The 24,889-nt window shown below is 31.2% G+C and carries 41 protein-coding genes, 1 pseudogene and 1 riboswitch; of the genes and pseudogenes, 22 read left to right on the forward strand and 20 right to left on the reverse strand.

What is annotated here, in order from left to right; all coding sequences use genetic code 11:
* Nucleotides 1-405 precede the first annotated feature (405 nt).
* Nucleotides 406-1,026, forward strand: coding sequence for an NDxxF motif lipoprotein (locus BTJ66_RS12815; RefSeq protein ID WP_099091328.1), 621 nt, complete (start codon nucleotides 406-408; stop codon nucleotides 1,024-1,026).
* 307 nt (nucleotides 1,027-1,333) lie between these two features.
* Nucleotides 1,334-1,549, forward strand: coding sequence for a hypothetical protein (locus tag BTJ66_RS12820; RefSeq protein ID WP_099091329.1), 216 nt, complete (start codon nucleotides 1,334-1,336; stop codon nucleotides 1,547-1,549).
* A gap of 45 nt (nucleotides 1,550-1,594) precedes the next feature.
* Here BTJ66_RS12820 and BTJ66_RS12825 read toward each other — a convergent pair whose 3' ends face one another.
* On the reverse strand, nucleotides 1,595-2,173 hold the full coding sequence (locus BTJ66_RS12825; RefSeq protein WP_099091330.1) for a histidine phosphatase family protein: 579 nt from the start codon (nucleotides 2,171-2,173) through the stop codon (nucleotides 1,595-1,597).
* Nucleotides 2,174-2,310: 137 nt separating this feature from the next.
* Here BTJ66_RS12825 and BTJ66_RS12830 point away from each other — a divergent pair, with 137 nt between their 5' ends.
* Together BTJ66_RS12830 and BTJ66_RS12835 are read left to right on the forward strand one after the other, a co-directional pair.
* On the forward strand, nucleotides 2,311-2,676 hold the full coding sequence (locus BTJ66_RS12830; RefSeq protein ID WP_099091331.1) for a magnetosome magnetite crystal formation protein family: 366 nt from the start codon (nucleotides 2,311-2,313) through the stop codon (nucleotides 2,674-2,676).
* 115 nt (nucleotides 2,677-2,791) lie between these two features.
* Nucleotides 2,792-3,124 (forward strand): DUF4889 domain-containing protein, encoded by a 333-nt coding sequence (locus tag BTJ66_RS12835; RefSeq protein WP_099091332.1) that lies wholly within the window; start codon nucleotides 2,792-2,794, stop codon nucleotides 3,122-3,124.
* Between the two features lie 97 nt (nucleotides 3,125-3,221).
* Here the strand turns inward: BTJ66_RS12835 and BTJ66_RS12840 are convergent, their stop codons facing one another.
* The 4 genes from BTJ66_RS12840 to BTJ66_RS12855 all read right to left on the reverse strand — a co-directional run bounded on the left by BTJ66_RS12840 (nucleotide 3,222) and on the right by BTJ66_RS12855 (nucleotide 6,371).
* A complete protein-coding gene (locus BTJ66_RS12840) occupies nucleotides 3,222-4,553 on the reverse strand; it encodes a PepSY-associated TM helix domain-containing protein (protein ID WP_099091333.1) in 1,332 nt (443 codons plus the stop codon).
* A 228-nt stretch (nucleotides 4,554-4,781) separates the two neighbouring features.
* Entirely contained in the window at nucleotides 4,782-5,408 is a 627-nt protein-coding gene (locus tag BTJ66_RS12845) for a LysE family translocator (protein WP_099091334.1), read from the reverse strand.
* 322 nt (nucleotides 5,409-5,730) lie between these two features.
* Nucleotides 5,731-6,045 (reverse strand): DMT family transporter, encoded by a 315-nt coding sequence (locus BTJ66_RS12850; RefSeq protein ID WP_099091335.1) that lies wholly within the window; start codon nucleotides 6,043-6,045, stop codon nucleotides 5,731-5,733.
* Nucleotides 6,042-6,371 carry a DMT family transporter gene (locus BTJ66_RS12855; RefSeq protein ID WP_099091336.1) on the reverse strand — a complete coding sequence of 110 codons (330 nt, stop codon included), beginning with the start codon at nucleotides 6,369-6,371 and terminating at the stop codon, nucleotides 6,042-6,044. Before BTJ66_RS12855 ends, BTJ66_RS12850 begins: the two co-directional genes overlap by 4 nt.
* Before the next feature lie 53 nt (nucleotides 6,372-6,424).
* Nucleotides 6,425-6,524: riboswitch (guanidine-I (ykkC/yxkD leader) on the reverse strand.
* Nucleotides 6,525-6,814: 290 nt separating this feature from the next.
* Here BTJ66_RS12855 and BTJ66_RS12860 point away from each other — a divergent pair.
* Nucleotides 6,815-7,039, forward strand: coding sequence for a hypothetical protein (locus BTJ66_RS12860; protein ID WP_099091337.1), 225 nt, complete (start codon nucleotides 6,815-6,817; stop codon nucleotides 7,037-7,039).
* A gap of 41 nt (nucleotides 7,040-7,080) precedes the next feature.
* On the opposite strand, the gene BTJ66_RS12865 is transcribed toward BTJ66_RS12860, so the two are convergent.
* On the reverse strand, nucleotides 7,081-7,500 hold the full coding sequence (locus tag BTJ66_RS12865) for a GNAT family N-acetyltransferase (RefSeq protein ID WP_099091338.1): 420 nt from the start codon (nucleotides 7,498-7,500) through the stop codon (nucleotides 7,081-7,083).
* A gap of 277 nt (nucleotides 7,501-7,777) precedes the next feature.
* Between BTJ66_RS12865 and BTJ66_RS12870 the strand changes: the two genes are divergently transcribed.
* Complete coding sequence (locus BTJ66_RS12870; RefSeq protein WP_099091339.1) at nucleotides 7,778-7,957, forward strand: hypothetical protein; 180 nt, start codon at nucleotides 7,778-7,780, stop codon at nucleotides 7,955-7,957.
* 78 nt (nucleotides 7,958-8,035) lie between these two features.
* Here the strand turns inward: BTJ66_RS12870 and merA are convergent, their stop codons facing one another.
* The 3 genes and pseudogenes from merA to BTJ66_RS12885 all read right to left on the reverse strand — a co-directional run bounded on the left by merA (nucleotide 8,036) and on the right by BTJ66_RS12885 (nucleotide 10,343).
* On the reverse strand, nucleotides 8,036-9,358 hold the full coding sequence (merA, locus tag BTJ66_RS12875; protein ID WP_099091340.1) for a hypothiocyanous acid reductase MerA: 1,323 nt from the start codon (nucleotides 9,356-9,358) through the stop codon (nucleotides 8,036-8,038).
* Nucleotides 9,345-9,779 (reverse strand): redox-sensitive transcriptional regulator HypR, encoded by a 435-nt coding sequence (gene hypR, locus BTJ66_RS12880; RefSeq protein WP_099091341.1) that lies wholly within the window; start codon nucleotides 9,777-9,779, stop codon nucleotides 9,345-9,347. The genes merA and hypR overlap by 14 nt, the downstream gene beginning before the upstream one ends.
* A 172-nt stretch (nucleotides 9,780-9,951) precedes the next feature.
* Nucleotides 9,952-10,343, reverse strand: a pseudogene (locus BTJ66_RS12885) (SRPBCC domain-containing protein).
* 169 nt (nucleotides 10,344-10,512) lie between these two features.
* On the opposite strand from BTJ66_RS12885, the gene BTJ66_RS12890 reads away from it, so the two are divergent.
* The 3 genes from BTJ66_RS12890 (at nucleotide 10,513) to BTJ66_RS12900 (ending at nucleotide 13,176) form a co-directional block, all read left to right on the forward strand.
* Nucleotides 10,513-10,893 (forward strand): VOC family protein, encoded by a 381-nt coding sequence (locus BTJ66_RS12890; protein WP_099091342.1) that lies wholly within the window; start codon nucleotides 10,513-10,515, stop codon nucleotides 10,891-10,893.
* Between the two features lie 90 nt (nucleotides 10,894-10,983).
* Nucleotides 10,984-11,730, forward strand: a complete 747-nt coding sequence (locus tag BTJ66_RS12895) for a poly-gamma-glutamate hydrolase family protein (protein ID WP_099091343.1) — start codon at nucleotides 10,984-10,986, stop codon at nucleotides 11,728-11,730.
* Between the two features lie 141 nt (nucleotides 11,731-11,871).
* Nucleotides 11,872-13,176: a TrkH family potassium uptake protein gene (locus BTJ66_RS12900; protein ID WP_099091344.1), complete on the forward strand. Its 1,305-nt coding sequence runs from the start codon at nucleotides 11,872-11,874 to the stop codon at nucleotides 13,174-13,176.
* A gap of 43 nt (nucleotides 13,177-13,219) precedes the next feature.
* Here the strand turns inward: BTJ66_RS12900 and BTJ66_RS12905 are convergent, their stop codons facing one another.
* The gene (locus BTJ66_RS12905; RefSeq protein ID WP_099091345.1) at nucleotides 13,220-13,633 is read right to left on the reverse strand and encodes a carboxymuconolactone decarboxylase family protein; all 414 of its coding nucleotides are present in this window, start codon (nucleotides 13,631-13,633) and stop codon (nucleotides 13,220-13,222) included.
* Nucleotides 13,634-13,743: 110 nt separating this feature from the next.
* Between BTJ66_RS12905 and BTJ66_RS12910 the strand changes: the two genes are divergently transcribed.
* The 4 genes from BTJ66_RS12910 to BTJ66_RS13590 all read left to right on the forward strand — a co-directional run bounded on the left by BTJ66_RS12910 (nucleotide 13,744) and on the right by BTJ66_RS13590 (nucleotide 16,156).
* Nucleotides 13,744-14,154, forward strand: coding sequence for an Lrp/AsnC family transcriptional regulator (locus BTJ66_RS12910; RefSeq protein WP_099091346.1), 411 nt, complete (start codon nucleotides 13,744-13,746; stop codon nucleotides 14,152-14,154).
* A gap of 156 nt (nucleotides 14,155-14,310) precedes the next feature.
* Nucleotides 14,311-14,844, forward strand: a complete 534-nt coding sequence (locus tag BTJ66_RS12915; RefSeq protein ID WP_099091347.1) for a hypothetical protein — start codon at nucleotides 14,311-14,313, stop codon at nucleotides 14,842-14,844.
* A 361-nt stretch (nucleotides 14,845-15,205) separates the two neighbouring features.
* Nucleotides 15,206-15,718, forward strand: a complete 513-nt coding sequence (locus tag BTJ66_RS12925; RefSeq protein WP_099091349.1) for a hypothetical protein — start codon at nucleotides 15,206-15,208, stop codon at nucleotides 15,716-15,718.
* 264 nt (nucleotides 15,719-15,982) lie between these two features.
* Nucleotides 15,983-16,156, forward strand: a complete 174-nt coding sequence (locus tag BTJ66_RS13590) for a hypothetical protein (RefSeq protein ID WP_161940563.1) — start codon at nucleotides 15,983-15,985, stop codon at nucleotides 16,154-16,156.
* Between the two features lie 68 nt (nucleotides 16,157-16,224).
* On the opposite strand, the gene BTJ66_RS12930 is transcribed toward BTJ66_RS13590, so the two are convergent.
* The 3 genes from BTJ66_RS12930 to BTJ66_RS12940 form a co-directional block, all read right to left on the reverse strand.
* Nucleotides 16,225-17,532, reverse strand: a complete 1,308-nt coding sequence (locus BTJ66_RS12930) for a peptidoglycan recognition protein family protein (protein WP_099091350.1) — start codon at nucleotides 17,530-17,532, stop codon at nucleotides 16,225-16,227.
* A gap of 188 nt (nucleotides 17,533-17,720) precedes the next feature.
* Entirely contained in the window at nucleotides 17,721-17,909 is a 189-nt protein-coding gene (locus tag BTJ66_RS12935) for a hypothetical protein (protein ID WP_099091364.1), read from the reverse strand.
* A 199-nt stretch (nucleotides 17,910-18,108) separates the two neighbouring features.
* Nucleotides 18,109-18,504: a nuclear transport factor 2 family protein gene (locus BTJ66_RS12940; RefSeq protein ID WP_099091351.1), complete on the reverse strand. Its 396-nt coding sequence runs from the start codon at nucleotides 18,502-18,504 to the stop codon at nucleotides 18,109-18,111.
* Nucleotides 18,505-18,709: 205 nt separating this feature from the next.
* Here BTJ66_RS12940 and BTJ66_RS12945 point away from each other — a divergent pair, with 205 nt between their 5' ends.
* Nucleotides 18,710-19,045 (forward strand): magnetosome magnetite crystal formation protein family, encoded by a 336-nt coding sequence (locus BTJ66_RS12945; protein ID WP_099091352.1) that lies wholly within the window; start codon nucleotides 18,710-18,712, stop codon nucleotides 19,043-19,045.
* Between the two features lie 102 nt (nucleotides 19,046-19,147).
* Here the strand turns inward: BTJ66_RS12945 and BTJ66_RS13710 are convergent, their stop codons facing one another.
* The gene (locus BTJ66_RS13710) at nucleotides 19,148-19,405 is read right to left on the reverse strand and encodes a hypothetical protein (RefSeq protein ID WP_099091353.1); all 258 of its coding nucleotides are present in this window, start codon (nucleotides 19,403-19,405) and stop codon (nucleotides 19,148-19,150) included.
* 128 nt (nucleotides 19,406-19,533) lie between these two features.
* Here BTJ66_RS13710 and BTJ66_RS12955 point away from each other — a divergent pair, with 128 nt between their 5' ends.
* Nucleotides 19,534-19,746, forward strand: a complete 213-nt coding sequence (locus BTJ66_RS12955; protein ID WP_099091354.1) for a hypothetical protein — start codon at nucleotides 19,534-19,536, stop codon at nucleotides 19,744-19,746.
* A 20-nt stretch (nucleotides 19,747-19,766) separates the two neighbouring features.
* Here BTJ66_RS12955 and BTJ66_RS12960 read toward each other — a convergent pair whose 3' ends face one another.
* The gene (locus BTJ66_RS12960; protein WP_099091355.1) at nucleotides 19,767-19,955 is read right to left on the reverse strand and encodes a hypothetical protein; all 189 of its coding nucleotides are present in this window, start codon (nucleotides 19,953-19,955) and stop codon (nucleotides 19,767-19,769) included.
* A gap of 11 nt (nucleotides 19,956-19,966) precedes the next feature.
* On the reverse strand, nucleotides 19,967-20,143 hold the full coding sequence (locus tag BTJ66_RS13715; protein ID WP_167380401.1) for a hypothetical protein: 177 nt from the start codon (nucleotides 20,141-20,143) through the stop codon (nucleotides 19,967-19,969).
* A 280-nt stretch (nucleotides 20,144-20,423) separates the two neighbouring features.
* Here BTJ66_RS13715 and BTJ66_RS13720 point away from each other — a divergent pair, with 280 nt between their 5' ends.
* Together BTJ66_RS13720 and BTJ66_RS12970 are read left to right on the forward strand one after the other, a co-directional pair.
* Nucleotides 20,424-20,588 (forward strand): hypothetical protein, encoded by a 165-nt coding sequence (locus tag BTJ66_RS13720; protein WP_167380402.1) that lies wholly within the window; start codon nucleotides 20,424-20,426, stop codon nucleotides 20,586-20,588.
* An 86-nt stretch (nucleotides 20,589-20,674) separates the two neighbouring features.
* Complete coding sequence (locus BTJ66_RS12970) at nucleotides 20,675-21,076, forward strand: hypothetical protein (RefSeq protein ID WP_099091357.1); 402 nt, start codon at nucleotides 20,675-20,677, stop codon at nucleotides 21,074-21,076.
* 161 nt (nucleotides 21,077-21,237) lie between these two features.
* On the opposite strand, the gene BTJ66_RS12975 is transcribed toward BTJ66_RS12970, so the two are convergent.
* From BTJ66_RS12975 to BTJ66_RS13985, 4 genes are all read right to left on the reverse strand, one after another.
* Nucleotides 21,238-21,624, reverse strand: a complete 387-nt coding sequence (locus BTJ66_RS12975) for a YxeA family protein (RefSeq protein ID WP_099091358.1) — start codon at nucleotides 21,622-21,624, stop codon at nucleotides 21,238-21,240.
* A gap of 417 nt (nucleotides 21,625-22,041) precedes the next feature.
* On the reverse strand, nucleotides 22,042-22,206 hold the full coding sequence (locus BTJ66_RS13725; RefSeq protein ID WP_167380403.1) for a hypothetical protein: 165 nt from the start codon (nucleotides 22,204-22,206) through the stop codon (nucleotides 22,042-22,044).
* A gap of 131 nt (nucleotides 22,207-22,337) precedes the next feature.
* Nucleotides 22,338-22,589, reverse strand: coding sequence for a hypothetical protein (locus BTJ66_RS12985; protein ID WP_153043339.1), 252 nt, complete (start codon nucleotides 22,587-22,589; stop codon nucleotides 22,338-22,340).
* Nucleotides 22,590-23,050: 461 nt separating this feature from the next.
* Nucleotides 23,051-23,173, reverse strand: coding sequence for a hypothetical protein (locus tag BTJ66_RS13985; RefSeq protein WP_274521121.1), 123 nt, complete (start codon nucleotides 23,171-23,173; stop codon nucleotides 23,051-23,053).
* A 232-nt stretch (nucleotides 23,174-23,405) separates the two neighbouring features.
* Here BTJ66_RS13985 and BTJ66_RS13730 point away from each other — a divergent pair, with 232 nt between their 5' ends.
* From BTJ66_RS13730 to BTJ66_RS13005, 5 genes are all read left to right on the forward strand, one after another.
* A complete protein-coding gene (locus BTJ66_RS13730) occupies nucleotides 23,406-23,546 on the forward strand; it encodes a hypothetical protein (protein WP_167380404.1) in 141 nt (46 codons plus the stop codon).
* A 97-nt stretch (nucleotides 23,547-23,643) separates the two neighbouring features.
* Nucleotides 23,644-23,886: a hypothetical protein gene (locus tag BTJ66_RS12995; RefSeq protein ID WP_099091361.1), complete on the forward strand. Its 243-nt coding sequence runs from the start codon at nucleotides 23,644-23,646 to the stop codon at nucleotides 23,884-23,886.
* Complete coding sequence (locus BTJ66_RS13000) at nucleotides 23,883-24,089, forward strand: hypothetical protein (RefSeq protein WP_099091362.1); 207 nt, start codon at nucleotides 23,883-23,885, stop codon at nucleotides 24,087-24,089. The genes BTJ66_RS12995 and BTJ66_RS13000 overlap by 4 nt, the downstream gene beginning before the upstream one ends.
* A gap of 171 nt (nucleotides 24,090-24,260) precedes the next feature.
* Entirely contained in the window at nucleotides 24,261-24,395 is a 135-nt protein-coding gene (locus BTJ66_RS13990) for a hypothetical protein (protein WP_274521122.1), read from the forward strand.
* An 18-nt stretch (nucleotides 24,396-24,413) separates the two neighbouring features.
* Nucleotides 24,414-24,647 (forward strand): hypothetical protein, encoded by a 234-nt coding sequence (locus BTJ66_RS13005; protein ID WP_099091363.1) that lies wholly within the window; start codon nucleotides 24,414-24,416, stop codon nucleotides 24,645-24,647.
* Nucleotides 24,648-24,889: the final 242 nt, after the last annotated feature.

The raw sequence follows: 24,889 nt of genomic DNA on the forward strand, positions 1-24,889 counted from the left end.
TACAGGCTCGAACCATACCCCAGGCAAGCATGCACGGTCAAAATCGTAAGATTTTAAATATAAAGAGGACTAACCCATAAAGGATTAGCCCTCTTTTTTTGAGATTGGGTATTTATGTCCCAGCCTCTTTTTTAACATATAATGTATTTATCTATCATATCAATTGCAAAGTAAACATAACTTAGTAACATGTTATTATGAAAATCTAATGAATTTTCATAAATTTATTAGATTTTCTACTATAGATTTGTATTTTGTTCAAAAGATTGTGCGTTTATTATTTAATACATTATTCAAATAAATAGCGCTACATGATACGCTTACGTTATAATTTCAAAGAACACGTTAAAACATTCTTCAGTTTGTTATATTCGTACGATTATTTTAAAGGAGCAGTTTAAATTTATGAAGAAAAGTACATTATTAACATTAGTTTTAGTACTAACTGTTATACTCGCAGCATGTTCAAATGATAAATCTGATGATGACAATGGGTACAATGAAAAAAATGCACCTAAAAATGTAAAAACAATTACTGAGCAAGACATTTTTCATTCAGATAAAAACGGTGAAACACTAAGTGAAGCAGAAGCAAATAAAGCCATTCAAAAATACTTAGATGTAAACTCAGACATCATTGATAATAAATATCTAATCCAATACAAATTAGATAAACAAACAGGCACGGATACAAAGATTACAGATAAACAGGCAAAACGTTTATCTGACTTATCACATAATGCAGTCAAAAATGATGTGCGCTTCGAGAAGTTCGTAAAAAACAACCACTTCCCAAAAGGATATAAAGAAAACCTAGACCGCATTATCAATTATTTTACAGCCTTAAATAGCACGATTAAAGACGCGGATGAAGAAATTGAGCAATTAGATTATCAACCACAAAACAAACTTAACGTTGCAGACGTGCCAACAAAATACGCTGGAGACGTAAACGGCAAACAACAAGATAAAATCAACAAATTCTTAAAAGATAAAGATATCAAAACGGATGCCGTTGATAAATAGGTGACAAATTTATAGTTTATAGATTGTCATCATTTATATCACTACTTGAATACGCACAAATATTTGCATAAGTTACAAAGAGATTACATGTCACCATTCCGTATGCTCAAAGGTCTGAAGTCTATTTCTCACAAGATTATTCACAGATGATGACTTATTACTGTAAAAAACCTTACTTAATTGTAAGTTTTTTAATATGATATCCCTTTTTTTCTCAAAGTAACATTTGTTATGATAACTACTAAGTTAATTAACAAATGAATCGAAGCACAGCCATTCAGTAATAATTTTAAGGAGGCTCACCTTTATGATATTAACTATTTTAATAGGTGCCATGGCTGCTGTCTTCATAGCTTTTCATCTCTTTGAGAAGAAAGAAAAATATGGTGTTGTTTCTTATAAAACAATTGCTCTGAGCGTTACTTACGTCATACTTGCCGTTATTGTCGGAAGTTTTTTAGACAATTTCAATACCTTATTCCAAGGATTTCATGATAGCTTAACAGCAGCTAAAAGATATTAACCTGAACCGACGATGTCGCAGTTCAGGTTTTTTGTTTATTATTTTCTATTTTTCTACTTCATAAGGTACGCAATTTTCTATTTTTTTATCAATCACTGTCTCTTCCGTCTCATATCCTAAATACACGAGACAGCAACGAATGACAACTTGGTGGGCCACAATCGCAATGGATGAAAATGAATCGTCTACTTCATTTTCAAAGAATTGCCTAACCCGCTGCAAAACATCTGCATAACTTTCCCCTTCAGGTGCCTTCTGAGTAAAACTATGACGAAAATCAGCGTAATTTTCATTCTCAAAAAAGTGTTTATACTTGGGATCTTCTTCTACTTCTTTAATCATTTTGCCTTCAAAAAGACCTAAGGAACGTTCCCTTAATAAAGATGTCACACTAACTGGAATAAATTTATCAAATATTGCATTATAAGTTTGGCGCGTACGCAGTAAATCTGAAATGTAAATATGATCGATGCTTTTATTTTCGAAATCGGTCTGTAATAATTGTGCAGCATTTGTACCCCTTTCAGTAAGTGACACATCTAATTGCCCACAAAAATAATTGATACCTTGTTTCTTATCATAATTGGATTGTGATTCTCCATGTCTTATCAAATATATTTTCATACCAATCTACCTCTCTTTTCCCTTGATTATAGTGCCAATGACATACGTACCTTGATAACTAACAATACTGTCATATTAAGCTTTTACAATATATATTTCAAAACTACTTTGTTAGTATACTAGCTGAGGTGATACAAATGAATGACAGAATAATACAAAATAGCACTCAAGGAGAACGCGTTCTCGCGGCACTTAGTTATTTGAGTATTTTTTTCGCACCAATCATACTGCCTATTTTTATTTGGATCTTTGCTGATAAACCAACTTCAAGCCATGCGGCTAAATCGTTAATTTATCATATCATAACGTACATTGGTCCAATTCTTCTTATTCTAAGCATTGGATTTGGTGGTGTTTTGATTAATAATAGTTCTGCCATAACTAGTATTATTATGATTACGATTGCAATTATTTTATTTATCATCACAGTTTGGTACACTATAAAAAATATTTATCGCGGTGTTAAGGTGATTGTTTCTGAACATGCTTATTTCCATCCATAATATTTATTCAATATAAAAGAGCAATCTATTTTTTGACAAAATTAGTAACATTTTAATTCACCATATACGAATCTGCTGTAATCCTTTATGCTTATCATAAAAGGAGACAGAGAAAATGAATAAAAAATTAACGATTTCTATAATTAGTATTTTAGTAATTATTGGTGTGGTTTTCACAATTTTTATGGTAGTATCTGGTCAAAAGAGCACATACTATGGCTATATGTCAGATAGTACAACTGCTGAAAAAGTAGTCAGTGAAAAAGATGGTATCGTAACTAAAAATGTCAAAATCGACAACAAAAATGACGATTTCAAGCCTAAAAAAGGTGACTTTGTTAAATTAGTTTCTAAAGATGATGGTAAAACATTTTATAAACAAGAAGTTGTAAAACATGATGACATCCCACACGGTTTGATGATGAAAATCCATGAAATGGAAATGTAATGGGTTCATTCCGTACATGTTCATAATGATTCCTATACAAAGAAGCAGGAAGGCCAATCGCCTCCCTGCTTTTTATTTTATAAAATGTATTTATACCTTATCTATTCTTTTTATCTCTATAATAAAGCCACAGCTCTATTAAGAAGACGATAATAAGAGAAAAACCAAAGAGCGGCATCAATATCCCTAATATAATAAGTACAATAACCAATGGAATAGACATTGGTTTTTTAACTCTTCTTGGAATTTTAATTTGTGTCTCTTTCATTTTCTTAATCCATGAAGTTAATCCTAAGCCTATCGCACCCAGTAATGCGAGACACACAAGTAAATTAATGACTTTATTTGCAATACCGAATAAATGTCCTTCATGTAATGGAATCCCCCATGTAAACCATTTACCGATAATACCATACGCTTGATACTTAACCTTGCCTAAATCTTTACCTGTATATTGGTCTATATATAACGTTTGTTCTTCATAAGGTGACACATCTAAACCAGTCACACCTGTATTACTACCTTTGGAAACCGTAAAGGCTGCTGCTTCACTCGTTGGATAAACAATAGAAAATGGTTTCGTAATCCCATCTTTTTTCGATTCTGCAACAACCTTGTCTATCGAAATTTGTTTTTCTATATCTGTTCTAGGCATCTCGCCACTTCCATGATGCGCAGATCCCCCTTCAGACTCGGGTTGCTTATTACTACGCGTTGCCCATGGAATTTCATTTACATCTGATTTGGGTGGATTCACTGCCAATTCTGACTGGCCCAACTCTCCAGAATTATCCATAACGTTGGCAATTTTAGCGCCCATAAACCCAGACCATGGCAAGCCGGTCAATACCAATACAAACACTGGTACTGCAATAATCACGCCCAATGTCGCATGCCATTTTTGAAACCTTAATCTTTTACTTTTATTGGAAATGAGTTTTTTCTTGATCAGCATATATGTTCCAGATAGTATCATGAAAATCGTCCAACATGCTGTTAATTCAACCAGATAATTTATAAATGTATTTTCTGTAAATAGTGAACTATGTATATTTCTTACAACGTTAGCATATGTATGTTTCGCATTTTGGTCTGCCACAATTTGATTATTATGGTCTAAAAAGACATAACGTTGGTTGCCTGCCATATCATCTAATGTAATCCTATTATTATATGGATCATCTAAAATACTTACTTTACTTATGTAAAAACCATCAAATTTATCTTCTACTTGATTTACCGCTTGATTTAGCGATTGATGCTCTTTTACAGAGCTATCTCCGAAAAACTCTGTTTTGTAAACATTATTTTCTACTTCTTGGAAAAATAAAAAGCCTATGCCCGATATTGTTAAAGTAATCAACAGTGGAGTAATAAACAATGCTGCGTAAAAATGAAGTCTCTGTAACGGATTGAATATATTTTTCAAAAATTTTCCCCCTCTCTCTCATTTAATATTATAAGTAATTAACAAGATTATTATGTAGATAAATTGTGAATATTTCAAAATACTTTTATAAATATATGTTTGTAAAATTCAAATTAATTTATTTAATCATGACATTATCTATGTTAGTTAATACAAAGTACGTCTATGAAAAGAGCCTGATCCATTAATTGATGTCTCAGACCCTTAACCATCATATACACATGTCGTTTAACTGCTCTTACTAAATAATAAATTAAGCGATAATCCAATCAATATCGCACCAACCGTATAATCAAACAATGCTTTTATTTTTCTATTTGCCAATAATAACTTAATATATTGAAAAATATACACACAGAAGATAAACCAAAGTAAAATAACCGTTGTCACAATTGCAGTCAATATTGCAATTTGAGATGTTACAACTTCACCAGTAGTCAAAAATTGCGGTAAGATACTGATGTAATAAAGTAATGCTTTGGGGTTGAGTATCGTACTAAAAAAACCCTGTCGATACGAACTTAGGTAAGTAATACGTTGTGCTTTCATCTGTGACGTAGAAAAATCCATACTTTGTCTTGCGCTCATCACACTTCTAATTCCTAGATAAATAAGGTATATAGCACCTAAAACCTTAATTACCAAAAAAACATAATACATATTTGCTAGTATAAAAATAATACCAAATACTGCTAATAATGAATAAACAACATGTCCTGACGTAATACCTAGTGCTGCCATCGCACCATTACCTTTGCCAGAGGTAATAGAATTTTTCATCACCACAAAAAAGTCAGGCCCCGGAACAATGATAATCATTAAAGTTATTGTAATAAATGCGGCTAGTCCTTCCATAGTATGCCTCCCACCTTTACACTTCATGGTATCAATTACAAACTTGGCTCGCAATATCATATCGCTCACTTTTTATATCGATCAAACAGTTTTAAGTTAACCTGTTTGATTAAAATGTAATACCACTTTTTTATTGAATCATGATTATCAGATATGCTATATTAAGGATGTAGTTGGAAACCGACTACTAGTCTTTTATATTCATGAACATATTACTCTTAAGGCGACACGTATGTGTCGTCTTTTTTTATTTAAAGTAATGTTCTTACACTATAATGTAATACGCTGTTTCTAACGCAATACCTTCTTATTTAATTTACATTTAACTTATTAATTTTAAACCCACCGTACTTCCGAGTATCACTATGATACATATCACCCTTTTCACATCTTTAGATTCATTATAAAAAACCATACCGAGCACTGCGCCACCTACTGCACCAATACCAGTCCAAACTGCATATGCTGTACTCATCGGAAGATACATCATTGCTATAGATAGTGCAATGAAACTAATGCTAAAGAATAAGATGAGGCCCAACATATCACGCTTTTGACGATGATGCACATATGCATTTAAAAACGTAATTCCTAACATTTCAAATATACCTGCAAAGATCAATACAATCCATATCATGATGTTTTTCCTCCTTTATTGGGTGTTACCAATTTCAGACTAACGACACCTGCTAGTAACGTAATAATCAAAATCACCTTCATAAATTGAAACGGCTCGCCAAACAATAAGAAATCAAACAATGTCACCCACGTTGTTCCGAGTCCAACAAATACTGCGTAAGATGTTCCTACAGGTAAAGACTTAGAAGCTTCTACCAATAGATAGAAACTTACAAAAATCGCAATTATTGTAAACAGCCATTCCACCCATGATGACGCATGGGTTAAACCAATGACCCATCCCACTTCAAAAAATGTGGCAATCATAATTTTTATCCAATTCATTATAAATCCTCCTTTTAGCAAATAAAAAAGCCCGAGAGATAGTGTGAATGACTATCTCCCAGGCTTTTATCCTTCCGTGTCACATATAAATATGTGGCTTTCTCTCGGTCCAGACCAATGTCTTTACATTACGGAACCCTAGAAAGCTTTATTCGATTAATTGAATCGTATCAAATTACACTGAAAATTACAAGTATGTGCTTCATATTTTTCTAATTTAAAATTATTCTTATTAAGAAATCGCTTAAGCATACGTTTTCATGTAAAATTACATAAATTTCACTATATTTTTGAGTCAAAACCCTCTACATTTTAAGTATTTTAATGTAGAATAGGTTTTAGATAATAATTATTATAATCTGACATTAATCTTTGAAATACATTCTCATTTAGATCAATTCAACATATGAATTGAAATACAATAAAAGCGAGGGATAACTACTATGCAATTATTAGATTATAAGATGCACAATGAAGAACTTGTCGCTACTGTCCTTTCTGATAAAAAACAATTATTTAAATATACCTTTGATATTACAACACCAGAGTATGAAATATTAGACGTCCTTGAAGAAATTAATCATTATGTAGATAATGGTCAACATCCACTTGGTTGTTCTTTACTAAAAAACTATACACATGAGGACGTGAGTCACAATAGTTTATAATCTTGATCACACATTAAAAAGATGAGTATTACTGTTATTGTTTAAACAGTATACTCATCTTTTAATTTTACATCTGTATAGACTGCCATACCCGTTTTTAATTTCCGAAAACCGAGTTGTTCGTAAAATGATTCGTTCCCGGTAGTAGCAATAAGATGGATGCAAGATAATTCACCTAAATAAGCCAACATTTCATGTACAATTTTATAGCCAATGCCTCTAGATTGATATGCAACATCAACCATAACATCATAAATCGCCGCATTAAAGACGCCATCTGACATAGCTCTAGCAAACCCGATCACTTTACCCTCGCTTTTGGCAATAATCACGTGTGTTGCCGTATTAAATAAAGTAATCACTTCTTCCTGATTATGACCTAACCACTGATTCCCGTGATAAATATGAATCAATTCATCGACATCATTAATATCAAATTGATATTCGTATTTTATATCCATTTCGCACACCTTCTAAAATAAATTTCAATATTTAAAAACCACATCATTCTTTTCATATATGAAATATTTCATAGTATACATATTTTAACATATTTCTATAACAATAAACGAAATGTATAGTAATCCATTTAATTTATTCCCTATAACTATAAATAATTAGAAATATACATTGTGCACGTTAATATACAGCCATTAACGGGTAAACAAAATATAATAGCGATAAATCGTGAGACCTTAACGAAATAAATATTAAATACTTATTAGGGGGCGACATATTATGTGGATTGGTTCACTCGTACTTATCATAATCGGTATCGTGTTGCTTATCATCAATAAACGTACTTCTAAAAAAGAAGGCGTAGGCAAAAAGCAAAGTTATATTAGTATTGGTGTTGTTTGTATTATTGTCGGCGCATTTTACCTAATTGGACAGATTATAAAGACGCTAATCAGTTGAAGCAATATAAAAAGCTCAGGTCATTTAGTAGACCTGAGCCTTTCGTATTGTTAAAAAGCACTTAAATCATCACCGCAGTTACATATTAAATAAATCGTTAAATGATTCTACCATAGTTGGATGTGTATAAATATTTGTGTTCAATACTTTATAAGATAATTTTTGATCAATGGCTAATTTTACTAAATTAATAATTTCCTCAGATTCCTTACCATATAAAGTCACACCTAATATTGCTTCATTATCTTTATTCACTACCGCTTTAAACAAACCTCTTGGGTCATTGTTTACTTTGTGTCTAGGAATTGTGTTAACCGGAATCGCATTCTCGATAACTTGATATCCTTGTGCTTTTGCTTCTTCACCTGTTAAACCAACACGTGCTAATGGTGGGTCAATGAATACTGTGTAAGGTACAGCGCCACGATTTTCAGTAGAACGTTCACCATTTCCAAATAACTGATCTTTGACGATTCTAAAGTCATCTAATGAAATATATGTGAATTGCATACCACCTTTAACATCTCCTAATGCATATACATTCGCTGCACTCGTTTGGAGATATTCATTAACTTTAATTTCACCACGTTCACCTAATTCAATATCTGTATTTTCAAGATCTAAATCAGTATTTGGTTTACGACCAGTGGCTAATAATACTGCATCCGCTTCAAATGTTCCAGCCGTCGTATGAACAAGTGTACCTGCTTCTGTGTCTTCAAATCTTTCTGTATTGGCATTTAAGACAATATTAACTTGTTTATCAGCCAAGTCTTTTTTTACTTCTTTAACGATATCTTTGTCTTCTCTCGGCATAATATCATCGCCACGTTCTAATACAGTGACTTGTGTCCCAAAATTCGCAAACATTGATGCAAATTCTAATGCAATATAGCCACCACCAACAATCACTAATGTTTTAGGTTGGAAGCCTAAATTCATAATACCTGTTGAGTCATATAAATGTTTCGAACTATCTACACCATCAATAGGTGGAACGATAGCTTTTGCACCTGTATTGATAACCACATGTTCAGCAGATAATGTTTCTACCACTTCACCTTGATCATTCAATAAATTGACTTCACGATTCGATTTGAATTTAGCTGTGTAATCCAAGACATCAACGTTGTCATCATCAGCTAAGTTATGGTAATTCTTGTTATTTAAAGCGTTAACTACATCTTTTTTTCTTGAAAATGCTTGATCAAATGAACCATGTTCTAACCCTTCATGTACAAGCGTTTTAGAAGGAATACAACCAATATTAATACATGTGCCGCCATACATTGCTTTAGATTTTTCAACGACAGCTACTTTTTTACCTTGTGCTGAAGCAAATTTTGCGAGTGTCTTGCCACCTTTACCAAATCCTATAATCACTACATCATACTGTTTCATGAGAATCCTCCTTTAATACTTCATTTAATACGTCATGAATCGTTACATTTTTATAATACGCTATTAATATGTCTTGCTCTCTTTTATGAAAATGAGACATCGTATGCCCTATTTCCCTGGAAATTTCACAGTCACTACCTTCATCACCAGTATACAAACGTCCATCTGATCTTTCTTCATTAAATGAGACAAGTAATTCTGCAAGGTTAACCTGCGCCGTCTGCTCATTGGCTTGGTAACCACCATATTTACCACGACTTACATCAAGGAACTGTTGCTCATTCAATTTCCTAGTCACTCTTCGTAACTGAACAGGATTTACACAAATACGTTGCGCTAATTCACTACTACTATAGCGTTCATCTTGATGCTTCACCAAAAATGTCAGAAGATGCACAGCAATATTAAATTCTAAATTCATGAACATCACCTTTAATTGTAACTTTTATAATTACATTAAAACATATGTCATTCGCATTGAAAAGTATTTTGTTTATATTCTTTATACCCTTTTCTAATCTTTATAAAAAAGAGCGCTATCACAATCTAATTATTTTAGATTCCTGATATCCGCTCAATCGCTAATACAAGATTTATAATATGGCTGCTCTAATTGTTACATTATGTTCCAAATATGCTTTTAAACAGCTCAGCATATAGACCCATCCTTCTTTTTGACCTAATAATTGATCGATATCTTTGGAATTGAAATCTTTTTCAGTCGTTATTACTACGGTCCCAACTTCATTATCTTCAAATTGAATCGTTACTGGATGTTCACCCCATTTAAATTCAATCAATTGATTAGGCTCCACACGTGCTATTTGTATATTTAATTCCGCATCATAAGTGTAATGGTCTTACCTTCTTCCCATCTTTCGGAACTTGAAGAAAACCAGAATCCTCCAATTTTTTCTGGGTCGACAAAGGCTTCAAATACAGTTTCTTTCGGTACATTAACTTGCATTTTTGTTACGATATCCAACCGATACACGCCCTTTCCATTTGTTGTATAATGTAAATTCTACAGGTGTTTAATCAAATTTGCACCTAACATGAGTTTTTCCAGACTTTAGAACATAAATATTTTGTAATATTGATTTTATTTTATATACTTAGCGTTAAGTAATAGAGAAATCAAGGAGATGATTAGGATGATTAATAGGTTAGATGAAGTAATGATTTATGTTTACGATCATGATAAAGCAATTGCATTTTGGACTCAGCATTTAGGCTTTAACGTCGCAGATGATACTGAAGAAATGAATATGCGTGTGGTGAAATTAACGCCTGAGGATGATGCTCAAACAGCGATTGTACTACAAGACAAGGCTAAAGTGGATGCGATGGATATGGGTGTAAGTACTGATACACCGTCCCTAATTTTTGCTACTACGCAATTTGATGAATTATTCCATCGCCTAAAAGATAATCAAGTCACTGTCGGCGATATTATGGATTTACCAATGGGCCGCGTCTTTAATTTTGCAGATGAAGAGAACAATTATTTCGCAGTAAAAGAAGTTGAACGTTAAAAAATTGACTAACAAATCATACATTGTACTGTTAAAGTATGATTTCAGTTATATATTCATAACTATGACCATAATTCAAAAGGGAGCACTATGAAAAAAGTATTTTATTCTTATTTATATTATTTAATTATGTTGATGATTGTATGCATTATTCTGGCTTCACTATATTTTGTATATGCTTGGAAACAAGAGCAGCCACAAAATCAAGATTATTATAAAAGTTTTACCGAGCTTAAATCCGACACTAAAGAACATCAAGATTGGCAAACCAATGCTAAAACAACAAAAAATAAGGATATACTTATTACAGCGATTCATGGTGGCGGCATTGAACCAGGCACTTCAGAATTGGCGAAATTAATTTCTAAAAAAGGTGATTTTAATTTATATAGTTTCGAAGGATTAATGAAATCAAACAATCAAAAATTACATGTTACCTCCACCCGCTTCGATGATCCGAAATTAATAAAATTAACCAATAAATCTAATGAATCCATATCTATCCACGGTGTACAAGAACAGAAAAAAGTTGTATATATCGGTGGTAAAGATAAAGCGATGGCCAAATCTATTACAAAAGCATTAGAAAAAGAAGGATTTAATGTTGAAAAGAGTCCTAACTATGTAAATGGTGACTCCAGCAAAAACATCATTAATCAAAATGACACGGGTTCTGGCGTTCAATTAGAAATTTCAACTCAGTATCGCAAATCTTTTTTTGACAATAAACGACTTGATAGACAAACGCGAGAAAATCCTAATGACTATAAACAATCAATTTACGACTTTGCCGAAGCTGTAACCCAAGGTATTAAGGAGCAAACTACTAAAAATTAATATGGCGCTTTTCCAGAATCGTTAAATCTATACTGCGATTCTGGTTTTTTTATTTCAAAATAGATTTTTAAAAAATTGCTTGCTTTTTTGAACTATAGGTATAAAATACAGTTGATTAAAACAGTTAAGGAACATGAAACCATGAACATATTAAATAAGCCTTTATATTTTTACTTACTACTCTTTATTACAACAACACTTATCGGATCAATACTATTATACTTACCAATTACAGGTAAACGCCCTATTGAGTTTGTCGATGCTTTTTTTATAGCATCTAGTGCTTTTACAGTAACTGGGTTAGCAACTATAGACGTGTCATCACAATTCAATTGGCTGGGCGACACGATTATAATGGTATTAATCCAAATCGGTGGTTTGGGTATCGTTACTGTGACACTACTCACCTTTATATTAATCAATAAGAAAATTAGTATTAAAAATCGTTACCTTGTCATGGCGATGTGGAATATAGATTCTCCTGGAGGGATCATTCGGTTAATTTTACAATTTGTGTTGTATAGTGTCGTAACAGAGGTTGTGGGTGCCTTATGTATTGCATTATCTTTTATTCCAAAATACGGTTTGTATAAAGGTACGTTTTTAAGCATATTTACGTCTGTGTCTGCTTTTAATAATGCTGGTTTTGCACTTTTCAAAGACAACTTAATGAGCACGGTTAATGATCCCATCATCACGATTTCCGTGCCCTTGTTAATTATCATGGGTGGCATAGGTCCTCTCGTATTTTTTGATATGGTGATATCACAGAAATTAATAAAACTTAAACTCCATTCTAAAATCGTTTTGAGTTCGTCTCTCATATTGATTGCTGTTGGCACTATATTGTTTTTCATTTTAGATTATCAATCGTCATTAAATCATTTATCGCTTACAGAAAAATTGGGTGCTTCATTTTTCCAATCTGTCACAACGCGTACAGCTGGATTTAACACCGTAGATATTGGGCAAATCTCATCACCCACTGCGATGGTGATGATGTTGCTGATGTTTATTGGCGGTGGGCCAATCAGTGCTGCTGGAGGTATCAAAGTGACAAGCTTCGTACTTACTTTATTATTTATAAAAATTACTTTAAGAAACGAAACACATCCGTCTATTTTCAAAAAAACGATTCCTGAGCGTACACTTAAAATTGCCGTTACCATTACGCTTTTAGCCACAGTCTTTGTATTGAGCGTATCGTTTATTCTAAGTATGCTAAATGCACAGACACCTTATACGACTATATTATTTGAAGTGATTTCAGCGTTTGGCACAGTTGGGTTAAGCATGGACTTCACAACCGTCTACGGTACTGCCACTAAAATCATTATCATTGTAACAATGCTTATCGGTAAAATTGGGATCCTTACTTTCATTCAATTATTTATTACTGAAAAGAAACAATTATTCCATTATGCAAAAGACAATGTACATTTATAAATCACTCAGAGCGCTTTAAAATAAATTTAAAGCGCTCTGATCTTTATATTTCAGCATCTAATTTCATCATGGCCCCAAAATATTGTTGGCAAGTGGTAAATGTTATAAATGCAAACAATTCACTTATTTCTGACTCGGTCAAATTATCTTTCAATATTTTTAAAATATATTGTGGGATTTCAGTACCAAGTTTTATATACACATCAACAAACCCGATACATATAGCAGATTTTTCATCTGTGAATTTTCCTGACGGTCTTCCTTTTGCTTTACAATAATTACATCCATTATTTTGAGCGAGCATTCTTCTCATTTCTTCTTTTAATCCACTAGAAAGTTGGTTATCCTTTTCTAGTACATCACTTAAGTTTGCCCAAATTAGCATCATTTTTTTGTTATATCCTAATAATTTTTGAAATGATGTTTTTCCATTTTCAGATAATTGAATTAGTGCCATTAGAATCACTCCTTGATTATTAACTATTTTATGGCATGATTAGCTATATTGAAATAATATTTTTTAGGAGAAAAAAGTTAAAAACTTTATTTTTTAAGGAGTTTTGTTAATTGGACTTAACAAATAGTAAAATCATTCGAAGTTTAAAAAAAGACAGTAGCATGTCACTAAGTGATATGAGCAAAATCACAAATCTTTCTATACCAGCAGTTCGAGAACGAATTAGTAAATTAAAAGACGCTGGAATAATAAAAAAATATACGATTGATATCGATTATAGCGCTTTAGGATATGATATAGATATCATCGTTGAGATAGTTATTAAAAACAACTTATACAAAGACTTTAAAATGTTTATCACAGAACAAAATCACATTGACTTCTGCTATCGTATATCTGGTGATAGTTGCTTTTTATTTAAAGCAAGATTTAAAAACATGCCAAATGTAGAATCTTTCATAGACATTTTACAAAAATATAGTCATACAAAAACACATTTTATATTTTCAAAAACCGTTTAATAAAGTCATTGTATAAACGTTTCATAATTTACCATTTACATTTAGCTTTATATTTACAATCAAATTTCCTTATTACACGAACACTAAAAGTATAGTACAATTATTTTAAAGATTTATATTTTAGTGCACAATAAAAATATATTTAAGGAGATTGTTATGAACGATAATAAGAAAAATGGATGCATTGGCTGTTTAGGATGTTTAGTGTTAATACTTTTAATTATACTTTTAATTGGTGGATGTAGTGCTTTCTTTAATATGAACCACAGTGGCGATGATAACAAAAAGGAAAAGACACATAAGACAACAACAAAAGAGAAGACTAAAAAGGATACACCTGATCAAGAGAACGCAGTGAACAATCAAGAAGATACTACACAAGAACAAGAAACTATAAACGATGAATCTTCGAATAACGCTTCATCTGAAAATAATGACAGTAGTGGCACAACATATAATGATAATCAAAATGCATCATCTAATACAACTAACTACGACAACAATCATACAAATCAAAATGGTGATGTAGATACAAATATCGATGCACCATCTGTAGATATACCCGAAAAAAATGACCTTCCAAAAACACAGGACATCGATACGCCTAAGCCTGGTGAAGTCACGAAAGATATGCCGGCTTATGATGCATCCAAAGATAGAGACAATGATGGAATCATAAATGAAAAATAATCAAAATAATTTGAACATATCACCGAAACGATTCTCATTGATTACTCTATTTTCTCTTCTTTGCACCTTTATCTTTGTTTAAATTATATTTACGATTCATAATACCTATCACTATGCTTATCAACATAAAAACAATATAAAGGAGCAACCCATATCCTTTATAGGCTACAAAATCATAATATACATATACAATGATCGTCATACCAATTAACAATACGAAATACAATAAAGTAATTATTAAAATACTTCATATGCATCATCCTATATCTTTTAATGTGTTTCTATTTTGTCACAATTTTAACCTTATCACAAATAAATATAGTACAATATTAATAACAAATTATTTTAAGGAGCAATTTAAATGAAAAAATTACTGTTTTTATTATTGTCTTGCTTTATCATTTTAGCAGCATGTGGCACTACCGAGGATAAACATTCAGAAGCTAAAAAAGAAGACAAATCAGAGAAGCATCACAAAGCAAACGACAACAACAAAAGAGAAAACAAAGATCAACAAAAAAACCAATCTAAAATAGAAGAAATTAATAATGATGCACAGTCTTCTTCCGAACCTACTGCTACACAAAATGAACAGGCAGCAACCGTATCATCTACGGAAGCATCAATTAACGAAACCCAGTCTAATGTAGCGGCAGATAATACTGAAGATAATCAAGTACAACAACCTAATCAGGAGCAACAACAAAAAGTAGACTTAAATCAAATGCCAGCAACAGATTTTTCAACGGAAGGTATGTCCGAAAAAGCACAGCAACAAATTCAAGATTTAACAAAACAAAAAGACTTTGAGGGGTTACCTCAAGAAGAATATAATGACAGAGTCTCAGATATTATGAATAATGAAATGAACTGACATTACAAAAGGAGCATCAATGCGGTGTATTTTTCATCTAACTTCAAATATTTCTTTAGTGCAATTACTAAATTTATATAACGACACTGGATGGCACAACCACACTGCTAATCCAAACAAACTACAAAAGTGGTAACAAATACATCATATGTTCTTTCAATATGGGAAAGCTAAGCACTTATCGGTAACATTATAACCGTTGGTGATGGTGTCTCTATCATTTACATTCAAGATTTAATTATATTAAAATCATTTCAAAATAGAGTGTTAGACGGTCAACTATTAACCATTACTTTAACTAAATACAAACATGTGCTACAAACCGTTCTTTTAACAGATAATACTGATAAAACAAGACGTTTTTATGAAAAACATGGTCTAGTTACAAATGATAAATACCAAACACTAGCGTATACATTATTCAGACAAACACTTTAATTTATTTAAAACGATAAAAAAGACACTTCATTTAATTGTTAACTACAATATGAAGTGTCTTTAGTTATTTATTTAATTTTGAGTATTTGACCCACTTTAATGCTATTGGAATTTAACTTGTTCGCTGCTTTGATTTTATCTACGGTCGTCTTCTGATTTTTAGCAACACTATATAACGTATCACCTTTTTTCACAGTATAAGTTCTAACTAAATATAAAGTTTGTCCTTTACTAATACTATCCGATTTAAGGTTATTCCACTTTTTAATATTAGCTACACTGATGCCACTTCTTTTAGAAATATTATATAATGTGTCTCCAGTGACAACTTTATGTGTATCTCCAGTTATTGATCCACTATTGCTAGGCGCTTTTAATTTCAACACTTGTCCGACAGATAATGTATTATTCTTTAAACTATTCCATTTTTTAATATTATCGATTGTGACGCCACTTCTTCTTGAAATACTATACAGTGTATCTCCTTTAGCCACTGTGTAAGTAGCACCTGTTATCGCATCATTACTTCCGCCACCATTTAATGCTTTATAGTGTTTTTGAACTAAACTATAAAATTGATTCATATTATATCCCCATTGGTTAAAATAACCTACTGGATCTGAATGGTCTGTTCCACCCCAATATTGACTCACAGCATTATGACTAATGATCGTACCTGTACCTTGATTATTATCAGCTAGCGATGGAGCTAAACCATTTTGTTTCAGCATTTTAGCTGCTAAATAGGCTTGGTTATTCACAGATTTAGCAAAACCGTCAAAAGTATTCGATCTCGTCAACTCAATTTGATAGAAATATGGATTGGCGTTCGCTCCTGCGCCCCATGCGAGATAATTACTAGGTGCTGTTTGGATGATTTTATCACTACTTGCATATGCATGCACAAATGCACTGTTATAGTTATTATACATATAATTAACTTCGCCCTCTATCGTACTATTAGGGTTGGCAGTTTCATGAATAACTACACCGATGAACTTACCAGATTTATAATTATATTTTGGTAAATTATTAATACGTCCATCTTGTACAATTTGAGCCGGTTTAATATTATTATTTGCTATATATGTATTTACGTCTTGATAGGCTCTATTCGCAAATGTACGCATTTCTACTGAATTCGAATTATGTTCCGCTACCTTATTATGTAATTTTAAGTCTCCCGGTGTTAATTGATTTTTCAATGCTTGGGGGCTCATTTTTTGAGCTTTTTCAAAATCAATTGGCTTACTTGTATTCTCTTTTTCACTTTTTTTAGTAGTTTGCTTTTGGCTGCCTTCTTGCGCCTGTGCTACTGTCGTGCTTAAAATCAAACTCGTTGCCAATACAACTGACAAACTTAGTCTATATTTCATAGAAACGCTCCTTTTTCTGTGTTATTTATTCGTCGATAAGCACTACTGTCTAGTATAGTGCTTATAATTGCAGTTTATAATAATATTCAAACATACACAAAAGTTTTTCTTATTTTATACCATTTACTATTTATTCAACTATCCTTTTTAAAAAATAAAAGCTGTCATCAATATCGATGACAGCCTGCTTATAAATCAGTAAACACACTTGATAATATAGCGATTAGCGCAACTACTAATACGAACACGAGCAATGCATCCACCCTTTGTTGATTACGCCTGTTAGTCGGTTTTCTAAATTCTTTCAACGCGACACCACTTGCTACCAAGACGAGTACCAAACAAATCAAATGGAAAATCAATACAAATGTGGCCATTTTCATCACCTCTAGTTTGGTCAATAGCATTCGACCTATTTCCTATTTTCAAGTATTCATGAACTTATTAACTTAGAAACATAAAGCATTTTATCATCAGAAAGTCAGCCTACGCGTAGTCTTTGTATTCATATACCTTTTTCAAATCAACCAAAAACGCTATTGTGAAGTTACTTCTTGTTATTAATATATGTACAAATTATATATTTGCTAAACCTTGTACATCTTGATGATACGCTTTAGAAAGTTCACGACACGAAGCAACTTTACCAGATTCATTAAATTTGAAAATCGCGTATACTTCTATTTTACCGTTTGAACCATCTTTTTTCGCTACAGCTACATCATATCTTAAAAATACACTTTGTTGTTGCTCATCTATTAATATATCTTTAAACTTCTCAATAATTAATGTCTTTACCACTTCTTTTAATTTTTGAAGATGCGCCTTAAATTCCATTATATTCAAAGTATCGTGATCTGTTTCTTGAATATAGTCATCCGCAAAATAATCATCTATCTTTTCAGTATCTAAATTAATTAAGATATCTTGATATAAGTCTTCAATTCGAGTTTGTAAAGTTTGCTTGTTCATCATATGCCTCCATTTATGCTTATTAAAAAATCATTTTAATTTACGCTTATAGTATATAAAAAATCCTTAACATACACAACATTTTAACTATTCACATAAATTTACATTAAATTTATATACAACTTACAATGTTGTCACTTTGAAAGTATGTTGTTTCATATATTCTTTGGTTGTGTTTTACTTATTTTATTGGAGGTGAAAAGTCATGGAGAATAGTAATAATCAAAACGTACTCTCTTCATTAAATTATTTCAGTGTATTTTTTGCACCACTGTTATTCCCTATCATCGTTTGGATATGTGCGACTAAACCTGCAACGTCACATGCTAAAAAAGCACTACTAAACCATATTGGTATCACGATTTTTTATTTTTTAAGTAGTGCAGCCTTTATATTCTCTCAAGAGGTCTATAGAAAACCTTTTGACCATCCTACAACGATTTCCAATGTTTCCCTTGCACTAGGGTTACTTTTTGGCCTATGCATTATTATTTTATTTATCATTAATTTAGTGCGTGGTATAAAACTTTTACTAAGATAAGTTAACTGCAAACAACAATAAAACTAAAACGTGTTATAAATCATACAATGTTCACTTATGATTTATAACACGTTTTTATCTTTGTATTATTTCTAACCTACACTATTCATGTGCTTTCTTTTGAATCGTGTGTATAGTTAATCCTATGATAACTACAATGGTAACTAAATCAAAAGAGTTGAAAAACGCCGCCGTTGGAGTTTTACCTATCCACAACCATCTAATTAAAAACAAAAATACTGACTGCAAAAACAGCGCAACAAATATATAAATCATGGAATGTTTCAATATTAGACAAAAAACAAGCATAAATACTAATGCTCCAATAGTAACGATCAACATTAACACATTAGGCGTCAACAAAGCTCCCTCCTATGATTGACTTTCATATTCACTCATTTATGTTAAATTATATGTATAAGTACTATTGTTTTAATGGTTTTTATTAAAACAATAGCATACGCGTTATTTCTAAAGGGGTAAGATATATGTCTAAAGCTTTATATGTACATCACACAATTAATTTGGCTTTAATGATCATCTTTATTATTTTTCAATTTATGGAAATTAGCAGTTTAACTATTTCTATTATACTTTTAGCCTTGTTGTTAATTAATCTTATAGGCTTTATTATTGCTAACCATAAAAACGTTAAAGCAAAAGGCATGACCATTGAAGATAATCAGAAATTCAAGCGATAGGTGCTATTTCAATATAGTACCTATTGTTTTCTATTATTATTTAATACATTTACTAGTAAATAAACTGCATTTACAAATGATAGTAGCGTCCAAATCATCGTGATGATTAAATTTTCACTCTGAACAATAAATACAAGACCTATTAACAGGAAAATATTTAAAAATGATGCTATATAAAAACCTGTTCCAAATGAATTAACTTTTTTCATAAATTCCCCACCTATGCTTTTTCTTCCTTTTCAAAAAATAATGTGTGCAGAGATGATAACAGTGCTAATATAACGCCCACTGTAATAAGGCCATTTAATTTCTTATTATGATAAATATTAAATAATTCTATATGTCGTAACTTTTCGGCGTATTTATTTAACCCAATATTCGTCCCAAATAAATTCAATATCGTAGCCACCACAAACGTGATACCCAATATTATAATGAAATCAAAAATTGCTTTGCCACATTTGCTTCCCAACTTAGACACCTCATTTTAAATTGCCCACTATATAACAAATCATAATATAAATTTCTAATAAGAAATGAATTGCATTGATATAGTTGCTAAAACAATTTTATAGGGTATATTTGTAGTATACGCAAACATATATGCAACTTACGCAAAGTGCTACTTCTATTTGTTTTTTATTTTAAAATAATGATTAGAAAAGGATTGATATACGATGAAATTTATATGTTTTAATACAATGACTGAAAAAGGATTAACTAAAAAAGTGAATGAATTCCTACAAGAAAATCAATATATTGAAATTATTAAATTTGATTATGAAGTGGGTACGAGCGGCTATGGGGTCGGTATTTTGTATAATGAAACTAAAAGCATGTAATTCGATATAAAGTAATCATCTCATCTTTAAATGAGCCTATACGGCAACTTTCAATCTATTTAACGAATCTTCATTGGAGTGTGTATATGAAACGAATCATTTTTTTATTTATTGTAGCTAGCTTATTATTTGTAGCTTGTGGCAAATCAATTGCAGTGAAGCAAGTCATTCAAAGTTTTAAGGATCATCATTTACATGTTAGCAACGTAAAAGACATGGACAAAGAAGATTTTGGTGCTGCACCTATGAAAGCCAAAGAGGCAAAAATATTTGAAGTTGAGAAGAATAAAAATGCTAGGATTATGAGATTTACAAGTGATGACGATTTAAAAGAAACAAAACAATATTATGATGAACTTGGAAAATCTAGTGCAATACTATACTCTCATACTTATGTAAAAAATAATTATTTATTACAGATGAATGGAGACATTGCGGATAGCACCTTTGAAAAATATAAAAAAGTGCTAAATCAAACATTAGATTAAACAAAACAATTGGCGCTAAAATGATAAATAATTTCAACCCTCATTTTTTCTTACTTATTTGTTTTAAAAAAGATCTTGAAAATGTTAATACCCCCATAGTTTAAATACTACGGGGGTATTATGTGTGGTTTGATAAAATCATACTTTACGCTTTAGGATGATTATTTTAGCTTCTCTCTTGCTTTTTTCGGTATTTCAGATAAGCTGACTTCCTTGAAACTTTTCACTTCTCCTACTTTATACTTTAATTCTAAATAGTGCGCTTTTTTTAATTTTTTAGTAGCAGTGTACTCTAAATGCTTTGTTTCGCCTTTTTCATTATATGCTTTATTTTTATACGTATAATTTCTAACACCTTCGCCTATATCTTCAGAACGCTCAGGCTCATCTGTCTGTACATAATAATTTTCCGTTTTTATTAACGGATTAAAGTTTGCTAAATCTCTAACTTGTGCGCTATTCGTATGTGCTTCAGCATAGAACTTCCACCCCAATAACGCTAGAAATACAACAATGATAATTGACACTAAAGTATAAATTATTTTCATTATTCATCCTCCTTGTCCGTCTAGTAATACCATATCATTTTGTGACCTACACCCACGTTTGATATATATTACATTTACACTAAAGCGTCTGACAATTCTGTCACATGTAAAGACACTACCATCCCAAATACCTCAACCTTATTTTAGAACATAGCAACTTAATTTATCATGGTTTAAAGCCTTTGCGTTTGATTTGTCTATAAGTAAACACCACAAACATGATAATAAATAGGCCTTGCGTGCATTTAATAATTATTGAACTGAAATCTAATACTTCAATATTGAACATTATACCTATAACAGGCGCAATAATGTTCAATATAAAAACGAATAGCGTGAACGCTAACAACCATTGCTGTGATTTTGGTAAAAATGTCACCTCATTTATTTATCAAACATAAAATGATATAACTAAATTTAATAAAAGAATTGCATCACTGCCATAACCAAAGTTAAAAAATAAGCTAACAACATGATATTTTTAGCTTTAGCAGTATTTTGATGTCCCTTTTTATATGCATTAATCACAAATAACCACGCACATATGACTAATATGCCTAAAATAATTTTAAAAAAGCTCATATTTTACTCCCCCTTCAACAAACATAAACTACTTACGGCAAAAGTACTGACTCCAATCAATATAAACTCACTTGAAATTAATGATTTTAAATATAAACACAAAAAGCATAACCACTATTAAATATAATCAATTAAGGTTTATGCATGTTTCTCAAAATAGTGGATACTATTACACTACCTATAACAATTAAAAGCATGAGGACAAATAGGACAAAATCAGTCATTGAATCACCAGTTACTTTAAATAAAATATGCCATTCGTTTGAATTCGCTTCAATAGAAGCTTTAAGTGTTATAAAAAATAGCATGACAATAAAAGCAAGTACACCTAATAAATCAATTGCTAACTTAAATCGAGGATATTTGATATTTCTATTCAACACCTTATCACCCTTCACTCATAAATTTAATTCTAATATTCCTATACAGCATTATGCTATCATATTTTTCAAAAATTTATATTGCTAGCGGACAATAATTTGAAGATTTCTTGGATTTTTGGTGGATTGTTAGTTCAATAGACTAATCACTTTCTTATTATTCTCCGTCTTACTGTGGATGAGAGAAATAGACGGTAGCAGAGCCATAAAAATTACATAATTAAATGGTTTAATGTAGCTGTATTAGGATCTGCCTATTTAATTCCACTCATCGTACAAATTATTTGGCTAGTTATTAGCCTAGTTTATTCAAAACCTAAGAAAAATTATGTTTGCTAATGCGCTTTTTTAATTTTATGCGAATCTCAACAAGGGAGTGGACAGAGACTGGATATGATTTCAAATATTTCGTCGTCCCTTCTCGGCTAAGATAAATCTATGGTGTCTAAGACTCTGTTGTTAAGTTATTTATCTTTATTTAAATTTTGCTTAATTCCATTTTTGACATCCTCAACCAAAGATTTACTGCCATTTAAATTGGAAAACATCGTCATTATAAAACTAACTACCTTTCCTATTACGTCCATATTAAATCCTCCTTTATTTTATTAATACCATATTTTTTCCATATATAACCACTTATAGATATATGCATTATTGGTAACTAAAAAATCTGTTGTTTTTAAAAATTACAATTAAATTATATTGAACATAATTAACTATAAAGCTATATATTGTTAACAACACTTATGCCTTATGCTATGCTGATACAAAACAGGATTGTTATCTTAGATAAAATATCGATGCGGGAGCTTGAAAATGGAAATACTTTTGGGAATATTAATTAAAACAATAGATGTAATTGTAGCTATTGCCAGCTTTTTTGAACGAACAACATCAAAGTTATTGAGTAAGTTGCTTAGCCGTAAAGATAAGGGGAAAAATAAAGAAAACGATTAGCAGCACCCACTACGTGTCTTTCACATACGCACTATTATAAGGTTACGAGGTACATAGTAATATCTTAATTAAGTAGCGTTTAAAGGAGAGCCTATCTATGAAACAAAAACATACTCAACCAAACTCAAAATTATTTAAGACAATGTTACCAATCACTGTTTTATTACATTTATTCTTCATTGGTCTGTCTATACACAACATTTTGACTAAAGCCGATTTAGTTGCTACCTGTTTATCTATATTCAGTTTAATGATTTTCACTTCTATGCTGACACTTGTGGCACATACATACATGAATTACAAAAGGCAGAATAAAAGTCAAAAGGAGAATTTAAAATGAGTAAAGAAATGATTTTGCATCATACACTTAATATTGTATTGATGATAGTTTTAATAGTAGTAAATTATTTTAATGCTCTAAATTTATCAATTTCAATTGCGCTAGCTATATCAATAATAATAAATGCTACTTTATTAATAAGAGCAAATAGAAAGCAAGTTGAAAGTAATGGCACTACTATAGATGACTTTAACAAGAAATAACAGAGCTTTATACGGAGGCTATTATGAAATTTAATAAATATAAATATGATTACAATTATTTAATTATGTCTATACCACTTTTAGTAGTATCTATATTTGTACCAGCAGTTTTTGTAGTATTTGTAATTTGCTTAATATACGGATTTGAAGAGCGTAAATAGGAGGAATATTATGAAATTCGGTAAATACAAGATTGATGAGTTTTATCTAATCGTGATTGGCGGATTTTTAGTGACATCTCTTTTCGTACCATTTATGCTCATTTCAGTAGTAATAATGCTAATTATAGGATTAGAGAAACAATAATAAAGGGGGAAATGTAAGATGCAGTTTAATGATTGGAATGTCACTATAAATGGAAGAGGTTCACATGATGTTGTTGTTAATGAAGATACTTTATTAATTTTACAAGGATACCAACATGTAGAAATAGCATTGAAAATAGAAAATGATACCATACAAGTAAAGTCTTTAGGTTATAACGAAGATGTAAGTATTAACCCTGTTACAAAAGAAATTACTGTTAATGTCACTAACTTATTGGAAGATGATGAATAGTTCGGTATAGGAATGACTGGCAACTCTAAGCTTATTCCATTAAAAAGGCAAATATTTTTCCACATGAGCAGCAAGTCTATCCTTGAGTTATTTTCAAATAAAAATCCACAAAAATAGAGTCCGGGACATAAACATTTCTGATTAAAGAATAAACGTCAATTTCTATTGAAATTATATAGAAATTGACGTTTTCTTTATTTTTATATAATTTTGTAGCTCGTTGAGCTACTATTTTTCTTATG

The sequence above is a fragment of the Staphylococcus edaphicus genome, from assembly GCF_002614725.1.
Taxonomy (GTDB): domain Bacteria; phylum Bacillota; class Bacilli; order Staphylococcales; family Staphylococcaceae; genus Staphylococcus; species Staphylococcus edaphicus.